Origin of the sequence: Nocardia sp. NPDC004568, from assembly GCF_040609955.1 — a bacterium.
Taxonomy (GTDB): Bacteria; Actinomycetota; Actinomycetes; order Mycobacteriales; family Mycobacteriaceae; genus Nocardia.
On the sequence record NZ_JBEXLL010000055.1, the window covers coordinates 16,859 to 41,362 of the forward strand.

The window sequence follows — 24,504 nt, forward strand, 5'->3', positions numbered from 1 at the left end:
GACTGAACTGCCCCCACCGTACGCGCGCGCACCGACCGGGATCTCTCGCCGACCGGCTGCACCCCACACATACGGAAAAGGGCCTGCCCACCGGTGTGATACCGGTGGGCAGGCCCTGTGTACCGCGCTGTCGGCTACTCGCCGGAAGCGGCTTCGGTCGGACCGTCGGACGCGCCGGTGAGCACGACCTCGGGCTTCTTCTCGCCGTCTTCCTTGGTGAGCTTGGCCTTCGGGGAGAAGGTGAAGCGGGCGTCCTCGCCGGAGCCTTCGCCGTCCCAGCCCTCGACATCGACCTGGACGGTCTGGCCGGGACCGATCTCGCCGAAGAGGATCTTCTCCGACAGCTGGTCCTCGATCTCACGCTGGATGGTGCGGCGCAGCGGCCGGGCACCGAGCACGGGGTCGAAGCCACGCTTGGCCAGCAGGTTCTTGGCATTCTCGGTGAGCGTGATTGCCATATCCTTGTTCTTCAACTGCCGCTCGACGCGGGCGATCATCAGATCCACCATCTCCACGATCTGCTCGGTGGTGAGCTGATGGAAGACGATCACATCGTCGATACGGTTGAGGAACTCCGGCCGGAAGTGCTTCTTCAGCTCGTCGTTGACCTTGAGCTTCATCCGCTCGTAGTTCGAGCCCTCGGCGTTGCTCTGGGTGAAGCCCAGACCCACGGCCTTCGAGATATCGGAGGTACCGAGGTTCGAGGTGAAGATCAGCACCGTGTTCTTGAAGTCCACGGTCCGGCCCTGGCCGTCGGTGAGACGACCGTCCTCCAGGACCTGCAACAGGGTGTTGTAGATCTCCTGGTGGGCCTTCTCGATCTCGTCGAACAGCACGACCGAGAACGGCTTGCGGCGCACCTTCTCGGTGAGCTGGCCGCCCTCTTCGTAGCCGACGTACCCGGGAGGGGCACCGAACAGCCGCGAAGCGGTGAAGCGGTCGTGGAACTCGCCCATATCGATCTGGATGAGCGCGTCGTCGTCGCCGAACAGGAAGTTCGCCAGCGCCTTGGACAGCTCGGTCTTACCGACACCGGACGGCCCGGCGAAGATGAACGAGCCGGACGGACGCTTCGGATCTTTCAGGCCGGCGCGGGTACGCCGGATGGCCTTGGAGACGGCCTTGACCGCGTCCTCCTGGCCGATGATCCGCTTGTGCAGCTCGTCCTCCATGCGGAGCAGACGGGTGGTCTCCTCCTCGGTGAGCTTGAAGACGGGGATACCGGTCCAGTTGGCCAGCACCTCGGCGATCTGCTCGTCGTCGACCTCGGCCACGACATCCAGGTCGCCGGAGCGCCACTGCTTCTCGCGCTCGGCCCGCTTGGCGACGAGCTGCTTCTCCTTGTCGCGCAGCCGCGCGGCCTTCTCGAAGTCCTGCGCGTCGATTGCCGATTCTTTCTCCCGGCGCGCGTCGGCGATCTTGTCGTCGAATTCGCGCAGGTCCGGCGGCGCGGTCATCCGGCGGATGCGCATCCGGGCGCCGGCTTCGTCGATCAGGTCGATCGCCTTGTCCGGGAGGAACCGGTCATTGATGTAGCGGTCGGCCAGGGTGGCCGCGGCCACCAGGGCACCGTCGGTGATGGACACCCGGTGGTGTGCCTCGTAGCGGTCGCGCAGACCCTTGAGGATGTTGATGGTGTGCTCGACCGTTGGCTCGCCCACCTGCACCGGCTGGAACCGGCGCTCCAGGGCGGCGTCCTTCTCGATGTACTTGCGGTACTCGTCGAGGGTGGTGGCGCCGATGGTCTGCAACTCACCGCGGGCCAGCTTCGGCTTCAGGATCGAGGCCGCGTCGATCGCGCCCTCGGCGGCACCCGCACCGACCAGCGTGTGCAGCTCGTCGATGAACAGGATGATGTCGCCACGGGTGTTGATCTCCTTGAGCACCTTCTTCAGGCGCTCTTCGAAATCACCGCGGTAGCGGCTACCCGCGACCAGGGAACCCAGGTCGAGGGTGTAGAGCTGCTTGTCCTTCAGCGTCTCCGGGACCTCGCCGTTGACGATGGCCTGGGCCAGACCCTCGACGACGGCGGTCTTACCGACACCGGGCTCGCCGATCAGGACCGGGTTGTTCTTGGTACGGCGGCTCAGCACCTGCATGACCCGCTCGATCTCCTTCGAGCGGCCGATGACGGGATCGAGTTTGCCTTCCAGGGCCGCCTGGGTGAGATTGCGGCCGAACTGGTCGAGCACCAGCGAGGTGGACGGGGTACCAGCCTCGCCCCGGGCGCCGGATTCCACGGGCTCCTTGCCCTGGTATCCGGACAGCAGCTGGATGACCTGCTGGCGGACCCGGTTGAGGTCGGCGCCGAGCTTGACCAGTACCTGGGCCGCGACGCCCTCGCCCTCGCGGATCAGGCCGAGCAGAATATGCTCGGTGCCGATGTAGTTGTGACCGAGCTGCAGCGCCTCGCGCAGGCTCAGTTCCAGCACCTTCTTGGCGCGGGGGGTGAACGGAATATGACCGGACGGGGCCTGCTGGCCCTGGCCGATGATCTCTTCGACCTGGCTGCGCACGCCCTCCAGCGAGATACCGAGCGACTCCAGGGACTTGGCCGCGACACCCTCACCCTCGTGGATCAGACCCAGCAGGATGTGCTCGGTGCCGATGTAGTTGTGGTTGAGCATCCGGGCCTCTTCTTGGGCCAGGACGACGACACGCCTCGCGCGGTCGGTGAACCTCTCGAACATCGCTCCCTCACTCTCCTGCTCCGGACTCTATGGCCGGCTGACGCCGTGGTGTGTCGTGGACAACCGTCGGCTTCAGCCTGCCATGAAGGCCAGGGGTTGCGGCCCCCGCCTCCCACTCTAGTTGGCAGGGGATTACGCCGCCGCCGCTCCACCCTAATGATGCGGCCCGACGGCAGACCTATTCACTCATAACGCCCTTACCCACCGATTGGTTTCCCACTCGGGTTTTGCCCAGAGCGAACAGAACGACTCCCAGAGCTGGGGAGATGGCCGGCGGCGGACAGCGGACCCCGGTACGCCCCGACCCGGGCAGGCAGTTGCCCCGGTGCGCGCAGTCTGCCCGGGCAAGTACCGGCCGGAGCAGCGGTCCGACGACGCGAGCCCTGGTAGGTCGCTTCCCCGACCCAGGCGGCCACTGTACGAGCGGGCACGGGGAAGCGGCCGCCCGGTCAGAGATCGCGATCGGTGATCAGCCCACTGCGCATGGCCAGCGCGGCCAGCCGGACCCGCTTCTGGTTCTGGGGCAGGTCCTCGACGCCGAACTTGGCGAACAGGGCACGAAGATGGGTCTTGACGGCGTCCACGCTCAGGAACAGTTCATCGGCGATCTGCTGGTTGGTGGCCGGGGCGGCGAAGCCGGCATCCCCTTTGAACGGCCGGCACAGCGCCACGAGCACCCCGCGCTGCGCCTCGGTGAGCGAGCGCACGGTCGGCAGACCGCCACCGGAGGTTCGGGTGGCGTCGTCGGCGACGCCGTTGAAGTCGTGGAAGGACACCAGTGAAGTGCCCACCCGGATACGGTCCCCGGGCATGAGGCGGCGGCGACCGTTGATGCGTTCGCCGTTGACGAACGTGCCGTTACGGGAAAGGCCGTCGTCCACGATGGTCCAGTGCCCGGCGAGGTATTCGACCGCAGCATGCAACCGCGATACCTCGGCGTCCCAGCGCAGCGACAGATCGGCGCCCGCAGAGCGGCCGATGGTGAGCCGCTGCCGGTCGGGACTCAACATCACCTCGCGCCTGCGGCCTTCGTCATCGGTGAATCGAAGGAACGAACCGACGGATCCGGACACTGCGCCGATACCTCACCTCTCCATATCGGCAGCAACTGCCGAACACTGCGGACCCCTTGCACTGCGGCGCACCGCGCCCGGCCGATCACACCTATGGTGCCGGGCAGTCGGCCGCTCGGGCAAGATGGAACGCCGCCGGGCGCAGCGGCCCCGGCGATCGACGCCGGGGCCAGCGGTAATTCCAGATAGCTATCGAGAAGACCAGCCGTCCGCGTGTTCCGTGAATTACCCACACGCGCGACGGTTGAAAGAAGAACTATCCCTTCGCGGCCTTGTTGTATGCGTCGGTGATATCGGCGGAGATACGGCCCCGCGCGGAAACCTTGTGACCATTCCGGCGCGCCCACTCCCGGATGGCCGCGCTTTGTTCGCGGTCCATGGTGGCGCGGGCCTTGGTGCTACCGGAGGCCGCGACCGCGGACTTCACCCGACGCCGGCCGCTCACCCGGCGGGCGCTGGTCACCCACTGCTCCAACTCGTCCCGAAGTTTCGCCGCATTCGTCGACGACAGGTCGATCTCGTACGACACCCCATCGATTGCGAACTCGATGGTCTCGTCCGCGATGGACTCACCGTCGACATCGTCGATCAGGCTAACGGTGACCTTCTTTGCCATGAGATGAACGTCCTCTCGAAATCGTACGGCCTGCAATATCAGGCCGATTACCCGAGGCAAGAATACCTCGAATTCGGAAAATTCCAAGACGAGCAGCCTGCTTTGCAAACCGCTCGCTCAACGGCCGACCGGCCGCACTATTGGGAACAGTATCGTTTCCCGGATTCCCAATCCGGTGAGCGCCATCAACAACCGATCGATTCCCATACCGGTTCCGGTCGTCGGTGGCATCCCGTGCTCCATCGCGGTCAGGAAGTCTTCGTCGAGCACCATTGCCTCGTCGTCACCGGCCGCGGCCAGGCGGGCTTGATCGACGAACCGATCGCGCTGGATCACCGGATCCACCAACTCCGAATAGCCGGTGGCCAACTCGAAGCCCCGGACATACAGGTCCCACTTCTCGGCGACACCGGCCCGCGACCGATGTTGCCTGGTCAGCGGGGACGTCTCGACCGGGAAATCGCGGACGAAAGTGGGCACGTACAGCTTGTCGCCGTAGCAGTGCTCCCACAGTTCCTCCACCAGTTTGCCGTGGCCGTAACCCTTACCTTCGGGAATTTCCAGACCGACTCGATCGGCGAGTTCGAGCAATTCCGGAACAGTTGTTTCCGGCGTGACCTCCACCCCTGACGACTCCGACAACGACGGGTACATCTCGACCGTCGCCCACTCCCCGCTCAAGTCGTATTCCGAACCGTCGGCGAGGGTGACGACCTGAGTTCCCAGCGCTTCCTCGGCGACTTCCTGGATCAATTCCCGGATCATCCGCGCGGAGTCGTCGTAGGTGCCGTACGCCTGATAAGTTTCGAGCATCGCGAACTCGGGCGAATGGGTGGAATCGGCACCTTCGTTACGGAAGTTCCGATTGATCTCGAAGACCCGCTCGATTCCTCCGACCACGCAGCGCTTCAGAAACAACTCCGGGGCAATGCGCAGGTAGAGATCCATATCGAGCGCATTGGAGTGGGTGCGGAAGGGCCGTGCGGCGGCGCCGCCGTGCAGTGTCTGCAGCATCGGCGTTTCGACTTCGAGGAAATCCCGGCGTTCCAGGGCATTGCGCAGCGCGCGCACCACCGCCACCCGGGTACGGGCCGTCCGGCGGGCCTCCGGGCGCACGATCAGATCGACATAGCGCTGCCGGACCCGCGCCTCCTCGCCCATCTCCTTGTGTGCTACCGGGAGCGGACGCAGCGCCTTCGCGGCCATGGACCAGGAATCGGCCATGACGCTCAATTCACCCGTACGCGACGAGATGACCTCACCGTGCACGAAAACCATATCGCCGAGGTCCACATCGGACTTCCACGCCGCCAGCGCCTCCGCGCCGACTCCGTTCAGGCTCACCATGGCCTGCAATGTGGTGCCGTCGCCCTCCTGTAGCTGAGCGAAGCACAATTTGCCGGTATTTCGCATGAAGATGACCCGGCCGGCCACACCGACGAGTCGCCCGGTCGCGGTATCGGCCGCGAGATCCGGATAGGCGGCGCGGATTTCGGCCAGGCTATGGGTGCGCGGCACCGAAACGGGATAGGCCTCCCCGCCCGACTCGAGCAGCCGCTCCCGCTTCTCCCGGCGGATCCGCATCTGCTCGGGGACGTCGTCGACCTCCACAGAGCGGCTGGATCGCCCCGCGGGAACAACGCCCGCGGAGCCGCCGGATGACGAGATGTTCGGGTTGCTCACAGCGAACCACCCTAGCGTGCACCGCAAATCGATTCGTCATCCGCCCGCCCCAACCGCGCGATAAGGAATCACTCGCCGAAGGCGCGCCACGGCGGCCCCGGAGAAATAGACCATTTGGTTGCTTAGAATTTTCCCGGGGCGCCGACGCACGGCGGAAATGTATTGTCGTCCGGCCGCATTCGGCCGAGGACAACAATTCAGAGAACGGCGAGCGAACGAACTTCCCTGGTGAAGTGCGCGGCGCCGGTGGCGACCGCTCGCATACGGGCCGCTTCCAGGGCCTTGTACCCGCCGACCAGATCGGTCGCGCGGTGCAGCCCCAATTGGCGCAACGACGCCGCCGCCAAGCTGGATGTGTAGCCCTCCGAGCACACGACCACCCACTCGACATCGTGATCGGTGGCCAGCGCCAGGCGGGCCGAACTGCTGGGATCGAGCCGCCACTCGAGCACATTGCGTTCGATGACCAGGGCTCCGGGCAGCGCTCCTTCCCTGGCTCGCTGCGCCGCGGGGCGGATATCCACCAGAATCGCCCCGCGGGCGAGCGCGGCGGGCAGTTCTACGGGATGGATCCGGCGCAACTGGGCGCGGGCCTGGTCGAGCATCTGATCGATGGTCAGTCGCGACATCAGAGGTCACCTTCGGGCTGGTCGGTGAGAACGGTGTGGGTACGCCGCAGGCTGCCGTGTCCGGTCACTTCGTAATAGGACATGGCGGTGAGCGGCGGCGAGTAGGCGTGCACACTCAAGGTGGGATCCAGCGGTCCGACTCCGGACGAGCCGGATACCGCGATCCGGTCGGGGGCGCGCACGACATCGTGCACCCAGCCGATCGGGAAGGCGGCCTGATCGCCGGCGGACAGCACCCGGTGCCGCAGTTCGGTACCGTTCCAGCGGTACTCGGCCAGCGCCCCGCTGAGTACGGTGAGCGCCCCGAGCGAACCGGCGTGATCGTGCAGTTTCGTGGATTTGTCGGGAGTCCAGCTGATCAGCCAGACATCGACCTCGTCGTCGGCGACCAGCCGGGTGGCCCAGCGATCGACCGCCGGCCACAGACCGTCCGCGGGAAGCAGATGGTCGTACCGTCCGGAGAGCACGTCCTCACCGGTCTCGTCGGTCAGGCGGAGCAGATCCGCCGGACGCAGCCGCGTCGGCAGGGCCGGGGCGATCGGACGATCGGGAATCGGATCGGCGGCCGCGGCGGAAGTATCACGGGCCGACCGGCGCACTACAGACGAGAGAACAGGCGAATGCATGAGCGCATCTCCAGGATGTAAAGAAACGGTCGAGGACTGCAGAATGCCTCGAACGGTCGAGGCGAATCAGCCTCGACAACACTCCTGGGTACGCATGCGGTTCAGCACACGGTGAGCTTAGCAAGCCGAGCGCGGCGAGGCCACATTCGGATCAACGGAATATGTCACAGCCGCGGGCAGCGACATCAGCCGCGAGTGCGGCGCTGGTTACGTTCGAATACCAGCCGCAACCCCGTGATCGTCAGGTGCGGCTCATGGTGCTCGAGGGTCTCGGATTCATCGATGATCAGCGGAGCCGCCGCACCGGTGGCCACCACCGCCACCCCGTCCTCGGCGAAACCGTCGATATCGTCGCGAATACGATCCACCAGCCCGTCCACCAGGCCGGCGAAACCGAAGATCGCACCGGACTGGATGCATTCGACGCTGTTCTTGCCCACCACCGACCGAGGCCTGCTCAGTTCCACCCGGCGCAACGCGGTCCGCTCGGTGAGCGCCTCGGTCGCGGTCTCCACTCCGGGCGCGATCACGCCGCCGAGGAACTCCCCCTTGGCCGATACGAGATCGACACAGATCGACACACCGAAATCCACGACGATCGCGGCGCCTCCGAAACGATGATGGGCGGCCAGACTGTTGACGATCCGGTCCGCGCCGACCTCTTTCGGATTGTCCACGAGCAGCGGAATACCGGTCCGGACGCCGGGTTCGACCAGCACATGCGGCACATGTTGCCAGTAGCGATCCAACATGAAGCGCAGTTCGCGCAGTACCGGTGGCACCGTCGACAAACCGGCCACACCGGTCACCGCGTCGAGATCCGGGCCCACCAGCCCCCGCAGACTCATCGCGAACTCGTCGGCGGTGTGCAGCGGGTTGGTATGGATCCGCCAGTGCCGGACCAATTCGGCCTCCGGTCCGGACCCCGCGATGAGCCCGACGACCGTGCTGGTCGTCCGGACGTCGATGGTCAAGAGCATGCGGTCACCGGCGCCGCTCAGACGAAGGTCAGCTTGCGTGGGCTGACCAGATCCGAGCCCTCCGGCGCGTGCGCCGGATCCGAACCCAGCTCGACCGGACGATTACGGTCATCGACGAACACGACCTTCGGCTCGTACTCGCGCAACTCGGCCTCGTCCATCATGCCGTAGGCGATGAGAATCACCAGGTCACCGGGGTTGACCAGATGAGCCGCGGCACCATTGATACCGATCACGCCGGATCCGCGCTCGCCCGCGATCACATAGGTCTCGAGACGGGCCCCGTTATCGATGTCGACAATGCAGACCTGCTCGCCCTCGAGCAGATCGGCCGCATCGAGCAGATCCTGGTCGATGGTCACCGACCCGACATAGTGCAGATCGGCGTGAGTCACTGTCGCCCGGTGGATCTTCGACTTCATCATGGTGCGCAACATCATCGTCGCCCTTCTGTATTCATCGCGCCGCCTCCGGCGGCAGCGGGTCGGGGCCCTCGTGATTCCGGCCCGATTCCGGGGGGCATGAGGTCGGCGTCGGGGTGGCCGTCCAGCCGGGCTCCCAACTGGACAGGGGCATTGTCGATCAGCCTGGTGCTGCCGACGCGGGCCGCGATCAGCAGCCGGGCGTTACCGGACTCGGGGGCGGGGCCCAGGTCGGCGGCCCGCAGTTCCAGATAGTCGAGTTCGATCTCGGGCACGGCGGCCAGGACCGCGTGCGCGGCCCCCAGCACAGCGTCCGCGCCGGCCGCTCCGGAGCGCGCGCCGGCCAGTAGGGCCGCCGACAGCGTGGTCGCGAGTTCGCGCTGGATCGGATCGAGGTAGCGATTGCGGGAGGAGAGCGCCAGGCCGTCGGATTCGCGCACGGTCGGCACCGCCACGATCTTCACGTCGAAGTTCAGGTCGCGGACCATCTGGCGGATCAGGGTGAGCTGCTGGTAGTCCTTCTCGCCGAAGAACGCCTCGTGCGGACGCACGATCTGCAGCAGTTTGGCCACCACGGTGAGCATCCCGGCGAAATGGGTCGGCCGGGAGGCACCCTCCAGGTCGGCGCCGACCGGTCCGGGCTGGACGGTCGTCCGCGGGCCGTCGGGATACATATCCGCCGCACTCGGTGCGAAAACCAGCGCCACTCCCTCGCCGCGCAGCAATTCCACATCGGCGTCGAGGGTGCGTGGGTAGCTGTCCAGGTCCTCACCGGCACCGAACTGCAGCGGATTGACAAAGACGGACACCACCACGATCTGGTTGGTCCGCTTGGCGCGGCGTACCAGTTCGAGATGGCCTTCGTGCAGCGCGCCCATGGTGGGCACGAAACCGACGGTGCGTCCGGTGCCGCGCAGTGCGCGAACGACTGCGCCGAGCACGGCCGGATCGTGTTGCACCGTGAGTTCGCCGGCGCGGTACGCGCCGCGCAGGGTCGAGTCCGTCATACGGCCTCCCGCGATCCTTTTGCCTGCGGTCCGCCCGGGCGGCGGTAGCGCGTCATCGGTGGTCCTCCAGCAGCTCGCGTAGTTCGGCGGGGGCCTGGGCCCGTTCGGCGGTACGCCGCGACAGAGCCCGGTAACCGGCGGCGATCTCGGGATCGGCCGCCGTCAGTGCCCCCAGGTGCGCGGCGACGGCTGCGGTGTCGCCGCGGGCCACCGGGCCGGTGAGCGCGGCCTGGCCGCGGCGCAGCGCATTGTCCAGGGCGGCCGAGGCCAGCGGAGCGAGCAACCGCTCCGGCAAGCCGCCCGGCTGATCGTCGACGGTCTGCTGACCCAGCAGCCCCGGTCCGGCCAGCGCCTGGCGCAGCGCTTCCACCGCGTCCAGTACCAGCGTGACCAGATGGTTGCTGCCGTGCGCGAGCGCGGCGTGATAGAGGGTCCGGTGTTCCTCGGCCACCCGGACCGGTTCGCCGCCCATCTCGATCACCAGGGACTGGGCGATGGCATAGCCGACCTCGTCGGCGGCGGTGATTCCGAAACAGGCGTTGGCCAGGCGGGACAGGTCTTCGTCGTGGCCGGTGAAGGTCATCGCGGGGTGCACGGCCAGCGGTAGCGCCCCGGCCTCCCGCAGCGGAGCCAGCACACCGATGCCGTTGGCTCCGGACGTGTGGGCCACGATCGTGCCGGGACGCACCGTGCCCGAACTCGCCAGGCCGCGGACCAGACCGGCCAGCTCGGCGTCCGGCACGGCCAGAATCAGCAGTTCGCTGCGGGCAGCGACTTCCTCGACCGGAAGGATCCGCGAATCGGGCAGCCGCGTCTGCGCCCGGCGCACCGAAGCATCGGATATCGCGGCGACGCCGAACACCACATGTCCGGCGCGCTCGAGCGCGGCGCCGAGGGCTGATCCCACACGTCCCGCCGAGACGATTCCCACCGTCAGTCGTGCGGGCGCCGGATCACCACTCGCTGCCGGGTTGCCAGGAGTCACACGTGGCGAGGTCAACAGTGTCCTCTCGAAGTCGTTCCAGTCCCGCGCTGCGGGTACCGGACGTTACGAGTCGAGGATAGAGCCGCCTCCGGGCGCCGCGCCATGGGCGCCCCGGGTGATATACGCCGCACTTCAGGAGCTGCGCTGTTCCTCTTCCTGACGCAGGTTGGCCATGATCTCGGCGACCGACAGCCGCCGGTTACCGGCGGCATCGGCCTGGGTGCGGCGGCGCCGGGAGTTCGCCGAGCGGGGGAACAGCTTGCCCGCCGCGGCGGGCGCGTGGGTTTTTCCGTTGCCGGAGGGGCCGTCGGCGAGCGGCTCACCCGATTCGGCGGCGACGTCGGTTTCGGAGGCCGCCGCGACCGGCGGACGGGAGTCCGGAGCCTCACGGTCCGGGGCGGGCGGACCGTAGAAGGGTTCGTCGCGCAGCGACGGGCCGTAGCGGTCGTCGCCGGCATCCGGGTCGTCGTGCACCTCGGTGAAGGCGTCAGCCCAGCTCGGCCCCGAGATTTCGGAGGTGGGCGGCGCGTAGGGCGGATCGTCGTCGAGCCGGACGATCGCCGTTTCCGCGGTGACCGGCGCGTCGTCGGGACCGGCGAAGCGCGGCCGGCCCGGGTAGTCGGTTTCGTAGACCGGGGTCACCGTTGTGCGGTCACCGGTATCGGTCGCCGGTTCGGCGGGCCCGGCTTCGGTTTCGACCCAGCCGTCGGCGGCGTGCGACCAGCTCGCCGCGACATCGGCCCAGGCGTCCACGGCCCGCCGCTCACCTTCGTCGGGTCCCTGCCAGCCGGGCGCGAGCCCCGGCCGGTCCTGGGCCCCGGTCAGCTCCTGGACCCGGAAGGCGGACGCCCGCAGCGCGGGCCGCTCCGCCGGAAGGTCGCCGTCGAAAAGGCGTTCCAGCTGCCGCCGCAGCACCGTCAGCTCGGCACGCAGCGCCGCCATTTCCGTCGCGTCGGCACCCAGTTCCGAACGCACCCGCGCTTCGACCCCGAGTTCGTGTTCGCGGCGGGCGCTGATCTCCCGCTCGAGTTCCAACTCGTAGACGCGGCGCAGCTCACGCATTCTCGCCTGGTACCGGCCCGCCGCCCAGGCACCCAGCACCGCCGCCCACAAGGCGACCACCAATCCCACCCGGATGAATTGCAGGCTGTCGCTCAGTACGAGAAAAACGCTGGCCACCAGACCCAGTAGGACGAGTGCACCGAGGAAGAGCTTGCCCACATCTTCCCGGCCGCGCGCGGAAGTACTACTGCGGGACGGTGAAACCATGACCGCAAGGGTAGCCGCGATATTCGTCGTCGCCCAGGTCGGAAAGGGCGGGATCGATCACTGGATCAGGCCTATGACGGCGCCGGATCGTCGGTCGGATCGTCGGGGGCCCGGCAGCAGTACTCGAGCCACAGGGCGGCCACGGCCAGGGCGATACCGGCACCGAATCCGATGAGCGCGCCGGGGTAGTCCGCGTCGGCGGCCCGCAGGTCCCCGCGCTGCGGAAAGATCCACAGCAGGAAGCCGAGCCATACTCCGGCCACCAGCGATCCCACCTGGGCCGACGCCTTCGCCAGCGCGAGCGCGCGCGCGACGGTGATCGGATGCAGCTGGCGTGAATCCGCGCCGATCTGGCGATGGCTCACCCTGGTCCGGATGTAGAAACCGAGGACGGCCTCCAGTAGGGCGACCGGATACAGGGATGCGCCGGCAATGGTGGAGATGGGTGGGAAACTCGCGTAGGCCAGCCGGGTGGCGACCCACGCGATTACTCCCGCGATCAGCACATTGGCCAGCAACTCCCGCACGCGGGTGGGTTTCAGCTTCATGCCGCCGTCGTCGCCGCCGGGACCGCCGCCGGTGTTCATATCACTGCCCCCGAGAGTCATCGGGCCCCTCTCGAAGCGGGTACACACGGGCCGGAGCGTCGGCGGAGGTATCGCGTCATGGCACCGTCCTCGCGGCGGGTAGGAGCGTGAGTTCCGTGCGCCGCACCCCGTCGCGTTCGGCGGGGTCCAGCTCCGCCAGTAGTTCGCGCACGCCGCGTTCGGTCCCCTCGACGGCCAGGGACGCGTCGGGTTCCACATCCAGCCAGGGAATCAGGACGAACGCGCGGTGGTGCGCCCGCGGATGCGGGAGGGTCAGTTCGGGATCGGTGCTGCGCAGAGCACGGAGCCGGGCGCCGGCCCGCTCGGCGCAGGAGACGATGTCCACGTCGAGGGTCCGGGCACCCCAGCGGACCGCCCGCTCGCGCCCGGCAGCCTGCTCCAAGCGCTGTCCGTGGCGCAGCCAATCACGGCAGTCGTAATCCGGGTCCTCGGCCACCAGCACGGCATTGAGGAAATCGTCCTGCTCCACCCCGCCCCAGGGTGCGGTGGTGTACACCGCTGAGACGGCGCGCACCCGCGCTCCGAGCCCGGTGACGACGCTGCGCAGCAGTTCCAGCCGATCCCCCATATTCGAACCGATCGAGAGCACGGCACGCGTCACGGGAACCCCTGCCCTCGGCGACCCGCGGTGACGACCCGCACGTCGGCGAAGTTGTGCGGGATGGGCGCGGCCGGTTTGTGCAGCACCACCTCGACCTCGGCGACGCCGGGCACTTCGCGTACCCGGTCGGCGATCTCGGTGGCGACGGTTTCGATCAGATTCCGGGGCGGGCCCGCCACGATCTGCACGGCGAGCTCCGCGAGCGCACCGTAGTCGACGGTGCGGGTGAGGTCGTCGGTGGCGGCGGCGGTGCCGAAATCCGACCAGACGGTGAGGTCCACCACGAACTCCTGCCCGTCGCGGCGTTCGTGCTCGAAAACCCCGTGCCGGCCGAAGACTCGCAACCCGCGCAGCTCGATCCGGTCCGGTCCGGGTGCCGATGCGCTCATCGCGGCGTTCCCGGCTGCTGCGCGCGACGCCACGCGTCGGTCACGGCAAGAGCGTCCTGGGTACCGCGCACATCGTGGACCCGCACACCCCAGGCGCCGTGCCACGCGGCGAGTGCGGAAACAGTGGCAGTGGCGGTCTCCCGGCCGGCGGGCGGGCGCGGCTCGTCACCATCGGCCAGCAACGACCCCAGGAACCGTTTGCGTGAGGCGCCGATGAGCACCGGGAATCCGTCGGCGACGAATTTGTCCAGGGCGCCCAGCAACGCCCAGTTGTGTTCGGCGGTCTTCGCGAAGCCGAGACCGGGATCCAAGATGATCCGGGCGGGGTCGACACCCGCATCGATCGCGTGCCGCACCTGCACCCCCAGCTCGGCACGGACCTCGGCCACCACATCGTCGTAGTGGTCGGCCGGACCGGTGTGGCGGTAGTCCGACGCGGCCCGCCAGTGCATGAGGATCCACGGGATACCGGCGGCGGCGACAACCCCGGCCATCGCGGGATCGGCGCGGCCGCCGGAGACATCGTTGATCACCGTTACCCCCGCCGCGACGGCTGCCTCGGCGACCCGGGCCCGCATGGTGTCGACACTGGTCGGTATCCCGGCGGCGACCAGGCCGCGCAGCACCGGAACCACGCGGTCGACTTCGGTCTCCGCCTCGACCCGCACGGCGCCGGGCCGGGTCGACTCGCCCCCGACATCGATGATGTCGGCACCCATCTCGTAGAGCCGGATGCCGTGTTCGATCGCGCGCTGGGGATCGAGGTAGCGGCCGCCGTCGGAGAAGGAGTCACTGGTCACGTTGACCACGCCCATCACGACGCAGGAGCGGCCCGGACGCGGCTCCACGCCGGGACGCGGCCGCACCCCGGTGAGAGTCGGTACGGCGAAGGCCGTGCGGGGGTCGGTCACTTGCGCAGGATCAGGTCGAGGGCCTCGGCGCGGGAGGCCGAGCTGGTCTGCAGGATCCCGCGGACGGCCGAGGTGGTGGTGCTGGCGCCGGGTTTCCGGATACCGCGCATGGCCATGCACAGATGTTCGGCCTCGATCACGACGATCGCGCCGCGCGGGTCCAGTTTCCGCATGACCGCGTCGGCGATCTGGCTGGTGAGCCGTTCCTGCACCTGCGGGCGTTTGGCGTAGAGATCGACCAGCCTGGCCAGTTTGGACAGGCCGGTCACCCGACCGTGCGGACCCGGGATGTACCCGACGTGGGCGACGCCGTGGAACGACACGAGGTGATGTTCGCAGGTCGAGTACATCGGGATATCGCGCACCAGGACGAGTTCCTGATGCTCCTCGTCGAAGGTGGTGTTGAGGACCGAGTCGGGCTCGACGTACAGTCCCGCGAACATCTCCCGATAGGCGCGGGCCACCCGGGCGGGCGTATCGAGCAGGCCCGGGCGGTCCGGGTTCTCGCCGACCGCGAGGAGCAGCTCGCGCACCGCCGCTTCGGCCCGCGACCGATCGAAGCGTCTACCGGTGTGCAGCGCGACCAGTTCCGCGGCGGGCGGGCCGCTCTCGCCCAGTTCGGCGGGGATATCGGCCGTGTAGCCGTTGGTCTGCTGATCGGTCGACATTCGAGGACACCTCCACATCTCGGGCCCGGCAGTACACACCGGTCGCCGAACCCCTCCGAGCGTAATCGGCGCAGGTTTACTGCCGACCGTTCGGGCTGTCCCAGGAGTGCGGACCACCACGGCCGGAATCCTCACCGGAGCCGTACCCGGATTCGCCGGGCCCGCGGTCGTGCCCGGGGTGCTGGTCGGGATGCGAGTACCGGGGCTGTTCCTGCCCGCCGGCGTAGCCGCGGTCGGCAGGCGGGGCCTGCGGTTCCTCGCGCGGCGGCCACCCGGGCGCCGACCATCCGGCGGGGGCGCCGTAGTCGGGCCGGGAGCCGTGGGTGCCACCACGGGGGTAACTGGGAGCGGGCTGCGCCGGCGCCGGATAGCCGCTGGGCGGCTGGCCGTAACCGGGCTGCTGCACCGCGCCGCCCGGGAAACCCGCGGGCTGCGGAACATTCCCGGGCACCCCGTCGCGCGGGTCCACACCGGCGGGGACGGCGGGTTGCGGAGGCCACGGTTCGCCGCGTTCGGCGGCGAGCTCGCCCGGGGTCTTCACCGGCGGCTTGTCCGACGGCACGCGATCACCGAAATCGTTGAACGCGGTGATCCGGGGCCGTTTCCGCACCGCGCCGAGGATGGTCTCCAGATCCTTGCGGTGCAGCGTCTCGCGTTCGAGCAGCGCGGTCGCCAGATCGTCGAGCACATCGCGGTACTCGTTGAGGATCGCCCACGCTTCGGTGTGCGCGGCCTCGATGAGGTTGCGCACCTCGACGTCGATGGCGCCGGCGACCTCGTGTGAATAGTCCGAGGAGGTGCCCATGGAACGGCCCAGGAAGGGATCACCCTGTTCCTGGCCGTACCGCACGGCGCCGAGCCGGGCGCTCATACCGTATTCGGTGACCATCGCTCGGGAGATCTTGGTCGCCTGGTCGATATCGGAGGAGGCCCCGGTGGTCGGCTCGTGGAAGACCAGTTCCTCCGCGGCGCGACCACCCATGGCCATGACCAGCCGGGCGATCATCTCCGAGCGGGTCATCAGACCCTTGTCGTCCTCGGGCACGGTCATGGCGTGCCCGCCGGTGCGACCGCGGGCCAGAATCGTCACTTTGTAGACCGGTTCGATATCGGGCATCGCCCAGGCGGCCAGCGCGTGGCCACCCTCGTGGTAGGCGGTGATCTTCTTCTCGTGTTCGCTGATGATCCGGCTCTTGCGGCGCGGGCCGCCGATCACTCGATCGACCGATTCCTCGAGCGCGTCACCGGTGATGGTGGAACCGTTCTCCCGCGCGGTGAGCAGGGCGGCCTCGTTGATGACATTGGCCAGATCGGCGCCCGACATACCGACGGTGCGCTTGGCCAGACCGTCGAGATCGGCTTCCGGGGAGATCGGTTTGCCCTGCGAGTGGACCCGCAGGATGGCACGCCGGCCGGCCAGGTCGGGATTGCTGACCGGGATCTGCCGGTCGAACCGGCCGGGGCGCAGCAGGGCGGGATCGAGGATATCGGGACGGTTGGTCGCGGCGATCAGGATGATGCCGGTGCGATCGCCGAAGCCGTCCATCTCGACCAGCAGCTGGTTGAGGGTCTGTTCGCGTTCGTCGTGGCCGCCGCCGAGCCCGGCGCCGCGCTGGCGGCCCACCGCGTCGATCTCGTCGACGAAGATGATGCAGGGACTGTTCTGTTTGGCCTGCTCGAAGAGGTCGCGGACGCGGGAGGCACCGACACCGACGAACATCTCCACGAAATCGGAACCGGAGATGGTGAAGAACGGGACGCCCGCCTCACCGGCGACGGCGCGCGCGAGCAGCGTTTTACCGGTACCGGGCGGGCCGTAGAGCAGGACACCCTTCGGGATCTTGGCGCCCAGCGCCTGGTAGCGCACCGGATTCTGCAGGAAGTCCTTGATCTCGTAGAGTTCCTCGACCGCTTCGTCGGCGCCGGCCACATCCGCGAACGTGGTCTTGGGCATATCCTTCGACAGCTGTTTGGCCTTGGATTTCCCGAAGCCCATCATGCCGCCACGGCCACCGCCCTGCATGCGCGACATCACGAAGATGAACAGGCCGAGCAGGATCACCATGGGCAGGACGAACAGCAGGATCTGGGTGAGCCAGCTCTCCTGTTTGACCACCGTGTTGTACGGGGCGCCCGAGTCCTGTACGGCCTTGAATATCTGGGCCGAGGTATCGCTACCACCGGGGTATTTTGCGATGATCTTGTCGGCGCCCTGGGTGGCGTCGTTCCCGTTCTTCAGTTCGATCCGCAATTGCTGTTCGCGGTCGTCGATCTGAACGTGGGCGACGTTCTCCTTGTCGGCGAGCTGGCTGATGGCCACCGACGTATCGACGCTCTGCCAGCCGCGGGTGTCGTTGCCGAAGTAACTGAACAGATAGATCACGAGCAGAATGCCCGCGATTATCGCCAGGGTACGAAACACTGTCTTGCGGTTCATAGAGCGTCGGCCGGGCGGCCAGTCCTTTCAGGCGTCTCCGCGTTCTTGCCTAGCGATGCGTCGATCTCGGGCGGCGCAACCCACATCCTTACCGCCCGGTGGGCGGATTCGGGTGCGGACATGCCACGTTACCGCGTACGGTCTAGTCGATACATCGCGCTTCCTGACTCGTCGCAAGCCAGTAGTTCGGCTGGTGATGCAGTTCAAGAGGTAAACGGCCGGAAAACCACGGTGGTTCCCGGGGTCGTGGTCTGTGATATCTCGTAGTGATCACAATCATGGCACGCAGCTAGGACCGATGATGATCGCGTACGACCCGAGCGCAGGGGGTATGGACATAGTCGAGTTACGGACACCCACAGCAATCGTGCGGCACGGCGAAGGGCGATTGGTCGTCCTGCGTCCCGGTGCCGACGGCGAATCCGAGAGCGACGGCGAGCGAGTCCTCGACGTCGCCGTGACCGACCTACTGGAGGTGCGACTCAGCCGGCGGGCCGACGACGCGGTGGTCATCGAGATATATCTGCGCTATCCGACCCCCGTACTGGTCGGCGTTCCGGCCGACCGCACCCCGCTACCCGTCCTGATCGCCGAACACGATGTACCGGCGGCCGCCGGGATCGTCGCCCGCATCAACGACCAGATCCTGGCCGCGCAACGGATCGATATCGCCGCTCCCGAACTGATCGCGCCGCCCCTCGAACAGACCGAGCACGGGCCGGTACGCGCTGATGTGGAGCGCGCCGTCCGCCGGATGTCGGCGACGGGGCGGGGCGAGCCCGCGGTCGCCGATCTGGCCGGTTACGTCACCCCCGACGAATACGTGCTGGAAACCGCGAGCGTCATCGCCCACCCGCCGGTGGGCGATGACGATCCGTGCCTGCTCACCGTCACGACGGCACGGCTGCTGGTGGTCTCGCTCGGTACCGGCGAGGCGTACGCCCACGAATTGCCGATTCCTGTCATCATGCGCGCCCGCGCCACCGAGGAGGCGGTTTCGGTGGTGAAGGACATCCGGGTGCGGGACCGCCGTCCCCTGGTGGAAGTACACGACGGCAATACGACGATGTCGTTCACCGCGCTGGATCGCGCCGATTCCGAACGACTGGCCACCGCGATCAACTTCGCGGTCCGGCTGATCGCCGTGGACGGCGCGGCCGGTCCCGCGGATCCCAGCGTGGCGCATCTGTACTCGGAGTGGGAGCTGCTGGTGGAGCGGCACTCCCTGGGGATGGTCGACGACACCCAGTTCCAGCGCTACGGCCGCGGAATTCTTCGCTCTCTCCCGGGCATCTGAACCGGATCGGCCGGGCGGGCGAACCAGGCCCACCACCGCAGGCCGGTTGTGAGGCCCCGGAGCGTGCGGATCTGCGCGGAGCAGCGCGTGGCCGACCGGCCGATTCTGTCCGGCCGCGCCCGACGAGCCGGATCATCTCGGCCTAGTGGTGTCCCATGAGGCGCCGGCGGGTCCGTTCCGGAGCCCACTCCGGCAACTCGGCGAGCAGACCGGCCAGTGAGGTGGCGGCCAGGCTCGCCCGCCACGCCTCATGCGCCTCGGCCATCTTCACCGCGAGAATGCACGGCTCGCGGCATTCTTCCGAGGGCAGTCCACCCCGGCCCTGCTGCCGGATCTCGCGGCATTCGTAGGGCGCGGCGCCGCCGTCCACCGCCTCGACGATCTCCAGCAGCGTGATGTCCCCGGCCGGCCGGGCCAGCCGGAATCCTCCACGCGGACCCGTGGTCGCGGTCAGCACGCCGGCCCGGACCAGCGCCTGCAGCTGTTTGGCGAGGTAGGGCGCCGGCAGATCGAAATACTGCGCCAACTGCGCCACCGATGCCGTCGTTCCCGGTTCCAGCTGCGCCAGCGAGGTGGCGCAGTGCAACAGCCATTCGGTACTCACCGGCAACTTCATGATCGTGATTCTATCCAAGATATTGCGGATCTATTTAGTCCGAGATAATGTTCCGGCGACAGTGGAAGCGCTCTGGAAGAGGAAGCCCATGACCATGCGAATCGCCGTGGCCGGCGCCACCGGCAATATCGGAAGTCTCACCGTCGAGGCACTGCGGGCCGCCGGCCACGAAGTGGTCCGCATCAGCCGCTCACTCGGCGTGGACCTGCGCACCGGCGCGGGACTCGACGCCGCCCTCGCCGGAGTCCATGCCGTAGTGGACGCCACCAGCGTCGAAATCACCGACCGTGCCGAGGTCGTCGACTTCTTCGGCAGCGCCACCGGTAATCTGCTGGCGGCCGAGCAGCACGCGGGAGTGGGCCACCACGTCCTGCTGTCCATCGCCGGCGTCGGCCGGGTGGAGGGCAACGCGCACTATGCCGGGAAGCGCGAGCAGGAACGACTGGTGGAGCAGGGGAAAGTCCCGTGGACGATCGTCCCGGCGACCCAGTTCCACGATTTCGCCGCCACGGTCACCGGCTGGACCGAACAGGACGGCGTCGCCACCCTCGCCCCGCTGCTCGTCCAGCCGATCGCACCGGCCGATGTCGCCGATATCCTCGCCGAACTCGCGACCGGTGCGCCGCAGGGCCGCTATCGCGATATCGCCGGACCGGAACCGCAGGACCTGGTCGATATGGCCCGCCGCACCAACGACGCGCGGGGCCGCTCGGTCCGGCTGGTGCCGACCTGGTCGTCCCTGTTCGGGCCGGAAATGGCCGGAAACGCGCTGCTACCGGCCGAGAACGCGCGGATCGCCCCGACGACCTTCGACCAGTGGCTGGCCACCCAGGGCTGAGCCCGCGCGGTGGCGGGCGGCCACCGGCTGGGCCGGTTTCCGCCGGTGCTGCCGCCTGGTGCGCGCTCGCGGCGGTAGCCGGAGCGCGCGGGCCGCTCGGCTACACCAGACCGATACGGCGCCAGGGGCTGGTCGGGCGGAGCCACAGGCGCATCAGTTCGAGACGGCGGTCGACACCACCGTCCTTCAGCTCGGCGAGATCCTCGCAGGCCTGCCAATAGGTCCAGCCGGCGAGATAGGCGTCGCCGAACTGCCGCCAGTTGCGGTATTTGCGCTGGGCCAGTGGCAACGCCCGCGCGAGGTAGTCCCATGCGACATCGTCTTCGATATAGCCGGCGGTGTAGGACATGCGCGCCACCGCGACCACCCGGGCCAGATCCCAGGCGTGGATATCGGCCGGTAGAGGACGCGACAGATGGTCGGTGAAACCGATCTTGATCGCCTGGGACCAGATGTCGTAGTCGCGGACCAGTGCCTCGGAGTTGTCGATACCCCGGAACGAGGCGACCTGCCGCAGGAAGGCCCGGTGCCGATCGGCGCGTTCCCCGAACCGGTCGCGTTCGCTGGCATTCAGCGACGCGGTGACCAGAGGATGCACCAGGGCATAGAGCGGGGCGTGCATACCTTCGAGCAGCTGTTCCATGGACGCGCGCGCCTCGGTGCCGTCGGTGATACCCCAGGCCCCGGTGAGGGTGTCGATGGCCAGCTCACGCCGGTCGCCGAGTGGATGGTCACGTTCGGGGCCCAGCAGCAGCGCGTCGTGGAAGGCGTCCCAGCGCGCCGAGTAGAAGGCGCCCAGCGACAACGCGCGCAGGCGGTCGTCGTCGATCTGCGCGCCGGACCAGTGGTCCTCCTCGCGCTTGTCGAGCTCCGGATAGGGAAACGGGGTCGGCGTGGGGAATCCGGCAGCAGCCATACCGTGAGTCTAGGACGCACAGGCCGCGCCCGGTCCGGGCAACGCATTTTCACATTTGTTCCTTGCCCTGTCACGGGCTGTGTCGCAGCGCTAATGTGCATTCATGTGTAGAAACATCACCGTCTTGCGAGGTCTGGAGCCCGCCGCTACCGAGCAGGAGATCTATGCCGCCGCACTGCAGTACGTGCGAAAAGTCGGTGGCCTGTCCGGGCTGAGTTCGGCCACCAAACCCGCCGTGGACAAGGCCGTCGCCGCCGTCGCCGCGGCCACCACCGAACTGCTCGCCGAATTACCCGACCGCCGGGTGCCCCCGGCAACCGAGCCGCCACTGCGCCGGTTGGCTCGCGAACCCCAGTAGATCCCGGCATCGGACACCGCGACCGGGCGCGGTGTCTCGCACAGTGTGTCACGATCGATCCGTGAGCTGATTCACAGTGATCGGCCCAGCGGTTCCGAGCACGACGCAGTGGGAGAACGCAGTGACCAAAACCGAATCGGAACAACCCGGCGCCACGGCGAAAACCGTGGACCCGCCTCCGGACTCGGAGATCCGAGTCCTGAATCCCGCCACCGGTGAGGTGGTCGGCTCGGTACCGGATATGTCGGCCGAGCGGGTCGTCGCGGCCGTCACCGAGTTGCGTGAGCACCAGCGCGCATGGCAGGCCATCGGCGCCGACAAGCGCAAGGAATGGCTGCTCGAGCTACAGGACTGGATCATCGACAACACCGAGGTGCTGGCCGATGTCCTACAGTCCGAGACAGGTAAACCGCGGGTCGATTCGCTCATCGACCCCATCTTCGGCAGTGATCTCATCGGCTATTACGCCCGCCGCGCCGCCAAATTCCTCGCCGACGAGCATCCCGCCCCGCACAGCCCGCTGGCCCGGGTGAAACGGCTGACCACGGTATTCGAGCCGTATCCGGTGGTCGGTGTGATCACACCGTGGAACTTCCCGCTGGCCATGCCGCTGCTCGATGTGATCCCGGCGCTCGCCGCCGGCGCAGCGGTGATCTTGAAACCCTCCGAGGTGACTCCCCTCTCCGCCCTCGAACTCGCCCGCGGCTGGGCAGAGATCGGCGCTCCCCCGGTGCTCTCCGTCGTCACCGGAGCGGGTGCCACGGGCGCGGCGGTGGTGGAGCACGCCGATTACATCCAGTTCACCGGCTCCACCGCGACGGGGCGCCGGATCGCCGCGGCGTGCGCGGCGCGGATGATCCCCTACAGCCTGGAACTGGGCGGTAAGGACCCCGCGATCGTGCTGGCCGACGCCGACCTCGATCGCGCCGCCCACGGCATCGCTTTCGGCGGCATGTTCAACTCGGGGCAGGTCTGCATCTCGGTCGAGCGGGTCTATGTGGAGGCACCGGTCTACGACGAATTCGTCGAAAAACTGACTGCCAACGTCAAGTCCCTGCGACAGGGCCGCGACGATCGCACGCCCCGCAACGATGTGGGGGCGATGGCCAACGAGAGTCAGGTCGGCATCGTCCAGCGGCATATCGACGAAGCGGTTGCGGCCGGCGCGAAAGTCCTCACCGGCGGCAGGCGCACGGGCGTGGGCACCTTCTTCGAACCCACCGTGCTGGTGGACGTCGACCACAGCATGTCGTGCATCACCGAGGAAACCTTCGGGCCGACACTTCCGGTCATGAAGGTGGCCGACGAGGCCGAGGCCATCCGGCTGGCGAACGACTCCGTGTACGGGCTGTCCGCGACGGTGTGGACAGGTGACAAGGCACGCGGCGAACGGGTCGCCCGGGCCCTGCACGCGGGCGCGGTCAATATCAACGACGTTTTCGCCAACCTGTTCAATTTCGCGCTGCCGATGGGCGGCTGGGGTGATTCCGGTGTCGGGGCCCGGTGGGGTGGCGCGAACGGGGTGCGCAAGTACTGCCGGGCCAAGGCGATCACCACGCCGATACTGCCCACCCAGGAACGCGAACTCACCTGGATGCCCTACGACCTCAACAAGATCCTGATCGGATTGGGCGCCATGCGCGCGGCCGGAGCGCGCGGTATGCGCCGGATCGATATCCCCGCACTGCTGCGCCTCAAGGGAGAGAACCGATGAGCAGGACCGGATCGCTTCGCGGCAAGGTCGTCGTCATCACCGGCGGCGCCCGGGGCATCGGCCTGGCCACCGCGGTCGCCCTGGACAAGCTGGGCGCCAGGATCGCGATCGGCGATATCGACGAGAAGACCGTCAAGGAATCGGGCACCGACCACGATTTCGACTACTACGGCCGGCTCGACGTCACCGATAGCCAGTCCTTCACCACATTTCTCGACGATGTGGAGCGTGAGGTCGGGCCGATCGATGTCCTGATCAACAACGCGGGCATCATGCCGACCGGACGGCTGGTCGAGGAAACCGACCAGATCACCCGCCGGATTCTGGATATCAATGTCTACGGCGTGATCCTGGGGTCCAAGATCGCGCTGGCCCGCATGCTCGCCCGCGGCAGCGGCCACATCATCAATATCGCCTCGCTGGCCGGCGAAACCCATATTCCGGGCCTGGCCACCTACAACGCCTCCAAACACGCGGTGCTCGGTTTCACCGACACCCTGCGCGAGGAGTACCGGGGCACCGGAGTGGCGTTCTCGTCGGTGCTGCCGACACTGACCCGGACCGAACTCGGCTCCGGGGTGGCGGCGCCGAAAGGTCTGCCCGCGGCCGAACCGGAGGATATCGCCGCCGCGGTGGTCCGGCTGATCGCCAAACCACGGGCCAAGGCGCGGGTGACCCGCGCGGCGGGCACCATGTCGGTGTTCGTGAACCTGCTACCGCAGTCGGTGGGGGATGCACTGGGCCGGTCGATGGGGTCGGCCCAGACCTTCCTCGATGATGTGAACGCCGATGAGCGCAAGGCCTACGAGGAGCGGATCCGGGGTAGCTGAGCCCCCGCGCGCCGCGCCGCGGCCCGTCTCCGGACGGCCGCGGCGCGGCCCATCGGTCCATCGAAAACCCCACCGAAACCCTATTGTGATCAATGTCACTTGACGTGCCCGGTCGATCAGAAGGTGACACGAAAACGTTTCGCCCGGCCGGCGCCGGACCGCACCCGCGCCCCATGGGCCGAGGTGACAGCACGCGCTGGACGAACAGCTCTACCACGGTAAACGCGGCACATTTTTACGTCGTATTGCCCGACCGTCGGCGATACGAAGAACTCATGATGCACATCACCGCGCCACCCCATAAGCTGTCACTAACAAACCTGCCGACTGTTTCGGCCCCT

At 67.7% G+C, this 24,504-nt stretch carries 24 protein-coding genes; 5 read left to right on the forward strand and 19 right to left on the reverse strand.

The window, feature by feature from the left end:
• Positions 1-134: 134 nt before the first annotated feature.
• The 17 genes from ABZV91_RS22735 to ftsH all read right to left on the reverse strand — a co-directional run bounded on the left by ABZV91_RS22735 (position 135) and on the right by ftsH (position 17,594).
• Complete coding sequence (locus tag ABZV91_RS22735) at positions 135-2,690, reverse strand: ATP-dependent Clp protease ATP-binding subunit (protein WP_355245064.1); 2,556 nt, start codon at positions 2,688-2,690, stop codon at positions 135-137.
• Between the two features lie 449 nt (positions 2,691-3,139).
• Complete coding sequence (locus tag ABZV91_RS22740; protein ID WP_355245067.1) at positions 3,140-3,700, reverse strand: FHA domain-containing protein; 561 nt, start codon at positions 3,698-3,700, stop codon at positions 3,140-3,142.
• 319 nt (positions 3,701-4,019) lie between these two features.
• Positions 4,020-4,379, reverse strand: coding sequence for an Lsr2 family protein (locus tag ABZV91_RS22745; protein ID WP_355245070.1), 360 nt, complete (start codon positions 4,377-4,379; stop codon positions 4,020-4,022).
• A gap of 117 nt (positions 4,380-4,496) precedes the next feature.
• A complete protein-coding gene (lysS, locus tag ABZV91_RS22750; protein WP_355245129.1) occupies positions 4,497-5,963 on the reverse strand; it encodes a lysine--tRNA ligase in 1,467 nt (488 codons plus the stop codon).
• A gap of 296 nt (positions 5,964-6,259) precedes the next feature.
• Positions 6,260-6,682 (reverse strand): rhodanese-like domain-containing protein, encoded by a 423-nt coding sequence (locus ABZV91_RS22755; RefSeq protein ID WP_355245131.1) that lies wholly within the window; start codon positions 6,680-6,682, stop codon positions 6,260-6,262.
• Positions 6,683-6,690: 8 nt separating this feature from the next.
• Positions 6,691-7,317 carry a cysteine dioxygenase gene (locus ABZV91_RS22760; protein WP_355245073.1) on the reverse strand — a complete coding sequence of 209 codons (627 nt, stop codon included), beginning with the start codon at positions 7,315-7,317 and terminating at the stop codon, positions 6,691-6,693.
• A gap of 185 nt (positions 7,318-7,502) precedes the next feature.
• A complete protein-coding gene (locus ABZV91_RS22765) occupies positions 7,503-8,297 on the reverse strand; it encodes a type III pantothenate kinase (protein ID WP_355245076.1) in 795 nt (264 codons plus the stop codon).
• A gap of 17 nt (positions 8,298-8,314) precedes the next feature.
• A complete protein-coding gene (gene panD, locus ABZV91_RS22770) occupies positions 8,315-8,734 on the reverse strand; it encodes an aspartate 1-decarboxylase (RefSeq protein ID WP_355245134.1) in 420 nt (139 codons plus the stop codon).
• The gene (gene panC, locus ABZV91_RS22775; protein ID WP_355245079.1) at positions 8,734-9,726 is read right to left on the reverse strand and encodes a pantoate--beta-alanine ligase; all 993 of its coding nucleotides are present in this window, start codon (positions 9,724-9,726) and stop codon (positions 8,734-8,736) included. The genes panD and panC overlap by 1 nt, the downstream gene beginning before the upstream one ends.
• A 52-nt stretch (positions 9,727-9,778) precedes the next feature.
• Positions 9,779-10,711, reverse strand: coding sequence for a DUF2520 domain-containing protein (locus tag ABZV91_RS22780; RefSeq protein ID WP_355245137.1), 933 nt, complete (start codon positions 10,709-10,711; stop codon positions 9,779-9,781).
• 132 nt (positions 10,712-10,843) lie between these two features.
• Positions 10,844-11,980 carry a DUF6779 domain-containing protein gene (locus tag ABZV91_RS22785; RefSeq protein WP_355245082.1) on the reverse strand — a complete coding sequence of 379 codons (1,137 nt, stop codon included), beginning with the start codon at positions 11,978-11,980 and terminating at the stop codon, positions 10,844-10,846.
• 71 nt (positions 11,981-12,051) lie between these two features.
• On the reverse strand, positions 12,052-12,528 hold the full coding sequence (locus tag ABZV91_RS22790) for a DUF3180 domain-containing protein (protein ID WP_355245140.1): 477 nt from the start codon (positions 12,526-12,528) through the stop codon (positions 12,052-12,054).
• A 115-nt stretch (positions 12,529-12,643) separates the two neighbouring features.
• On the reverse strand, positions 12,644-13,189 hold the full coding sequence (folK, locus tag ABZV91_RS22795; protein WP_355245085.1) for a 2-amino-4-hydroxy-6-hydroxymethyldihydropteridine diphosphokinase: 546 nt from the start codon (positions 13,187-13,189) through the stop codon (positions 12,644-12,646).
• Positions 13,186-13,578 (reverse strand): dihydroneopterin aldolase, encoded by a 393-nt coding sequence (gene folB, locus ABZV91_RS22800; RefSeq protein ID WP_355245088.1) that lies wholly within the window; start codon positions 13,576-13,578, stop codon positions 13,186-13,188. The genes folK and folB overlap by 4 nt, the downstream gene beginning before the upstream one ends.
• Positions 13,575-14,393 (reverse strand): dihydropteroate synthase, encoded by an 819-nt coding sequence (gene folP / locus ABZV91_RS22805; protein ID WP_355245143.1) that lies wholly within the window; start codon positions 14,391-14,393, stop codon positions 13,575-13,577. The genes folB and folP overlap by 4 nt, the downstream gene beginning before the upstream one ends.
• 92 nt (positions 14,394-14,485) lie before the next feature.
• Positions 14,486-15,157: a GTP cyclohydrolase I FolE gene (gene folE, locus ABZV91_RS22810; protein ID WP_355245091.1), complete on the reverse strand. Its 672-nt coding sequence runs from the start codon at positions 15,155-15,157 to the stop codon at positions 14,486-14,488.
• Positions 15,158-15,233: 76 nt separating this feature from the next.
• Positions 15,234-17,594 (reverse strand): ATP-dependent zinc metalloprotease FtsH, encoded by a 2,361-nt coding sequence (gene ftsH, locus ABZV91_RS22815; RefSeq protein WP_355245094.1) that lies wholly within the window; start codon positions 17,592-17,594, stop codon positions 15,234-15,236.
• A 298-nt stretch (positions 17,595-17,892) separates the two neighbouring features.
• Between ftsH and ABZV91_RS22820 the strand changes: the two genes are divergently transcribed.
• On the forward strand, positions 17,893-18,891 hold the full coding sequence (locus ABZV91_RS22820) for a hypothetical protein (protein ID WP_355245097.1): 999 nt from the start codon (positions 17,893-17,895) through the stop codon (positions 18,889-18,891).
• A gap of 142 nt (positions 18,892-19,033) precedes the next feature.
• Here the strand turns inward: ABZV91_RS22820 and ABZV91_RS22825 are convergent, their stop codons facing one another.
• Positions 19,034-19,507: an Rrf2 family transcriptional regulator gene (locus ABZV91_RS22825; protein ID WP_355245100.1), complete on the reverse strand. Its 474-nt coding sequence runs from the start codon at positions 19,505-19,507 to the stop codon at positions 19,034-19,036.
• A gap of 88 nt (positions 19,508-19,595) precedes the next feature.
• On the opposite strand from ABZV91_RS22825, the gene ABZV91_RS22830 reads away from it, so the two are divergent.
• A complete protein-coding gene (locus ABZV91_RS22830; protein WP_355245103.1) occupies positions 19,596-20,345 on the forward strand; it encodes an NAD(P)H-binding protein in 750 nt (249 codons plus the stop codon).
• 100 nt (positions 20,346-20,445) lie between these two features.
• On the opposite strand, the gene ABZV91_RS22835 is transcribed toward ABZV91_RS22830, so the two are convergent.
• A complete protein-coding gene (locus ABZV91_RS22835) occupies positions 20,446-21,261 on the reverse strand; it encodes a DUF1266 domain-containing protein (RefSeq protein WP_355245106.1) in 816 nt (271 codons plus the stop codon).
• Between the two features lie 103 nt (positions 21,262-21,364).
• Here ABZV91_RS22835 and ABZV91_RS22840 point away from each other — a divergent pair, with 103 nt between their 5' ends.
• The 3 genes from ABZV91_RS22840 (at position 21,365) to ABZV91_RS22850 (ending at position 24,163) form a co-directional block, all read left to right on the forward strand.
• Positions 21,365-21,619, forward strand: a complete 255-nt coding sequence (locus ABZV91_RS22840; protein WP_058853359.1) for a DUF2277 domain-containing protein — start codon at positions 21,365-21,367, stop codon at positions 21,617-21,619.
• Between the two features lie 166 nt (positions 21,620-21,785).
• A complete protein-coding gene (locus ABZV91_RS22845; RefSeq protein WP_355245146.1) occupies positions 21,786-23,333 on the forward strand; it encodes an aldehyde dehydrogenase family protein in 1,548 nt (515 codons plus the stop codon).
• On the forward strand, positions 23,330-24,163 hold the full coding sequence (locus ABZV91_RS22850) for an SDR family oxidoreductase (RefSeq protein WP_355245109.1): 834 nt from the start codon (positions 23,330-23,332) through the stop codon (positions 24,161-24,163). The genes ABZV91_RS22845 and ABZV91_RS22850 overlap by 4 nt, the downstream gene beginning before the upstream one ends.
• Positions 24,164-24,504 lie beyond the last annotated feature (341 nt).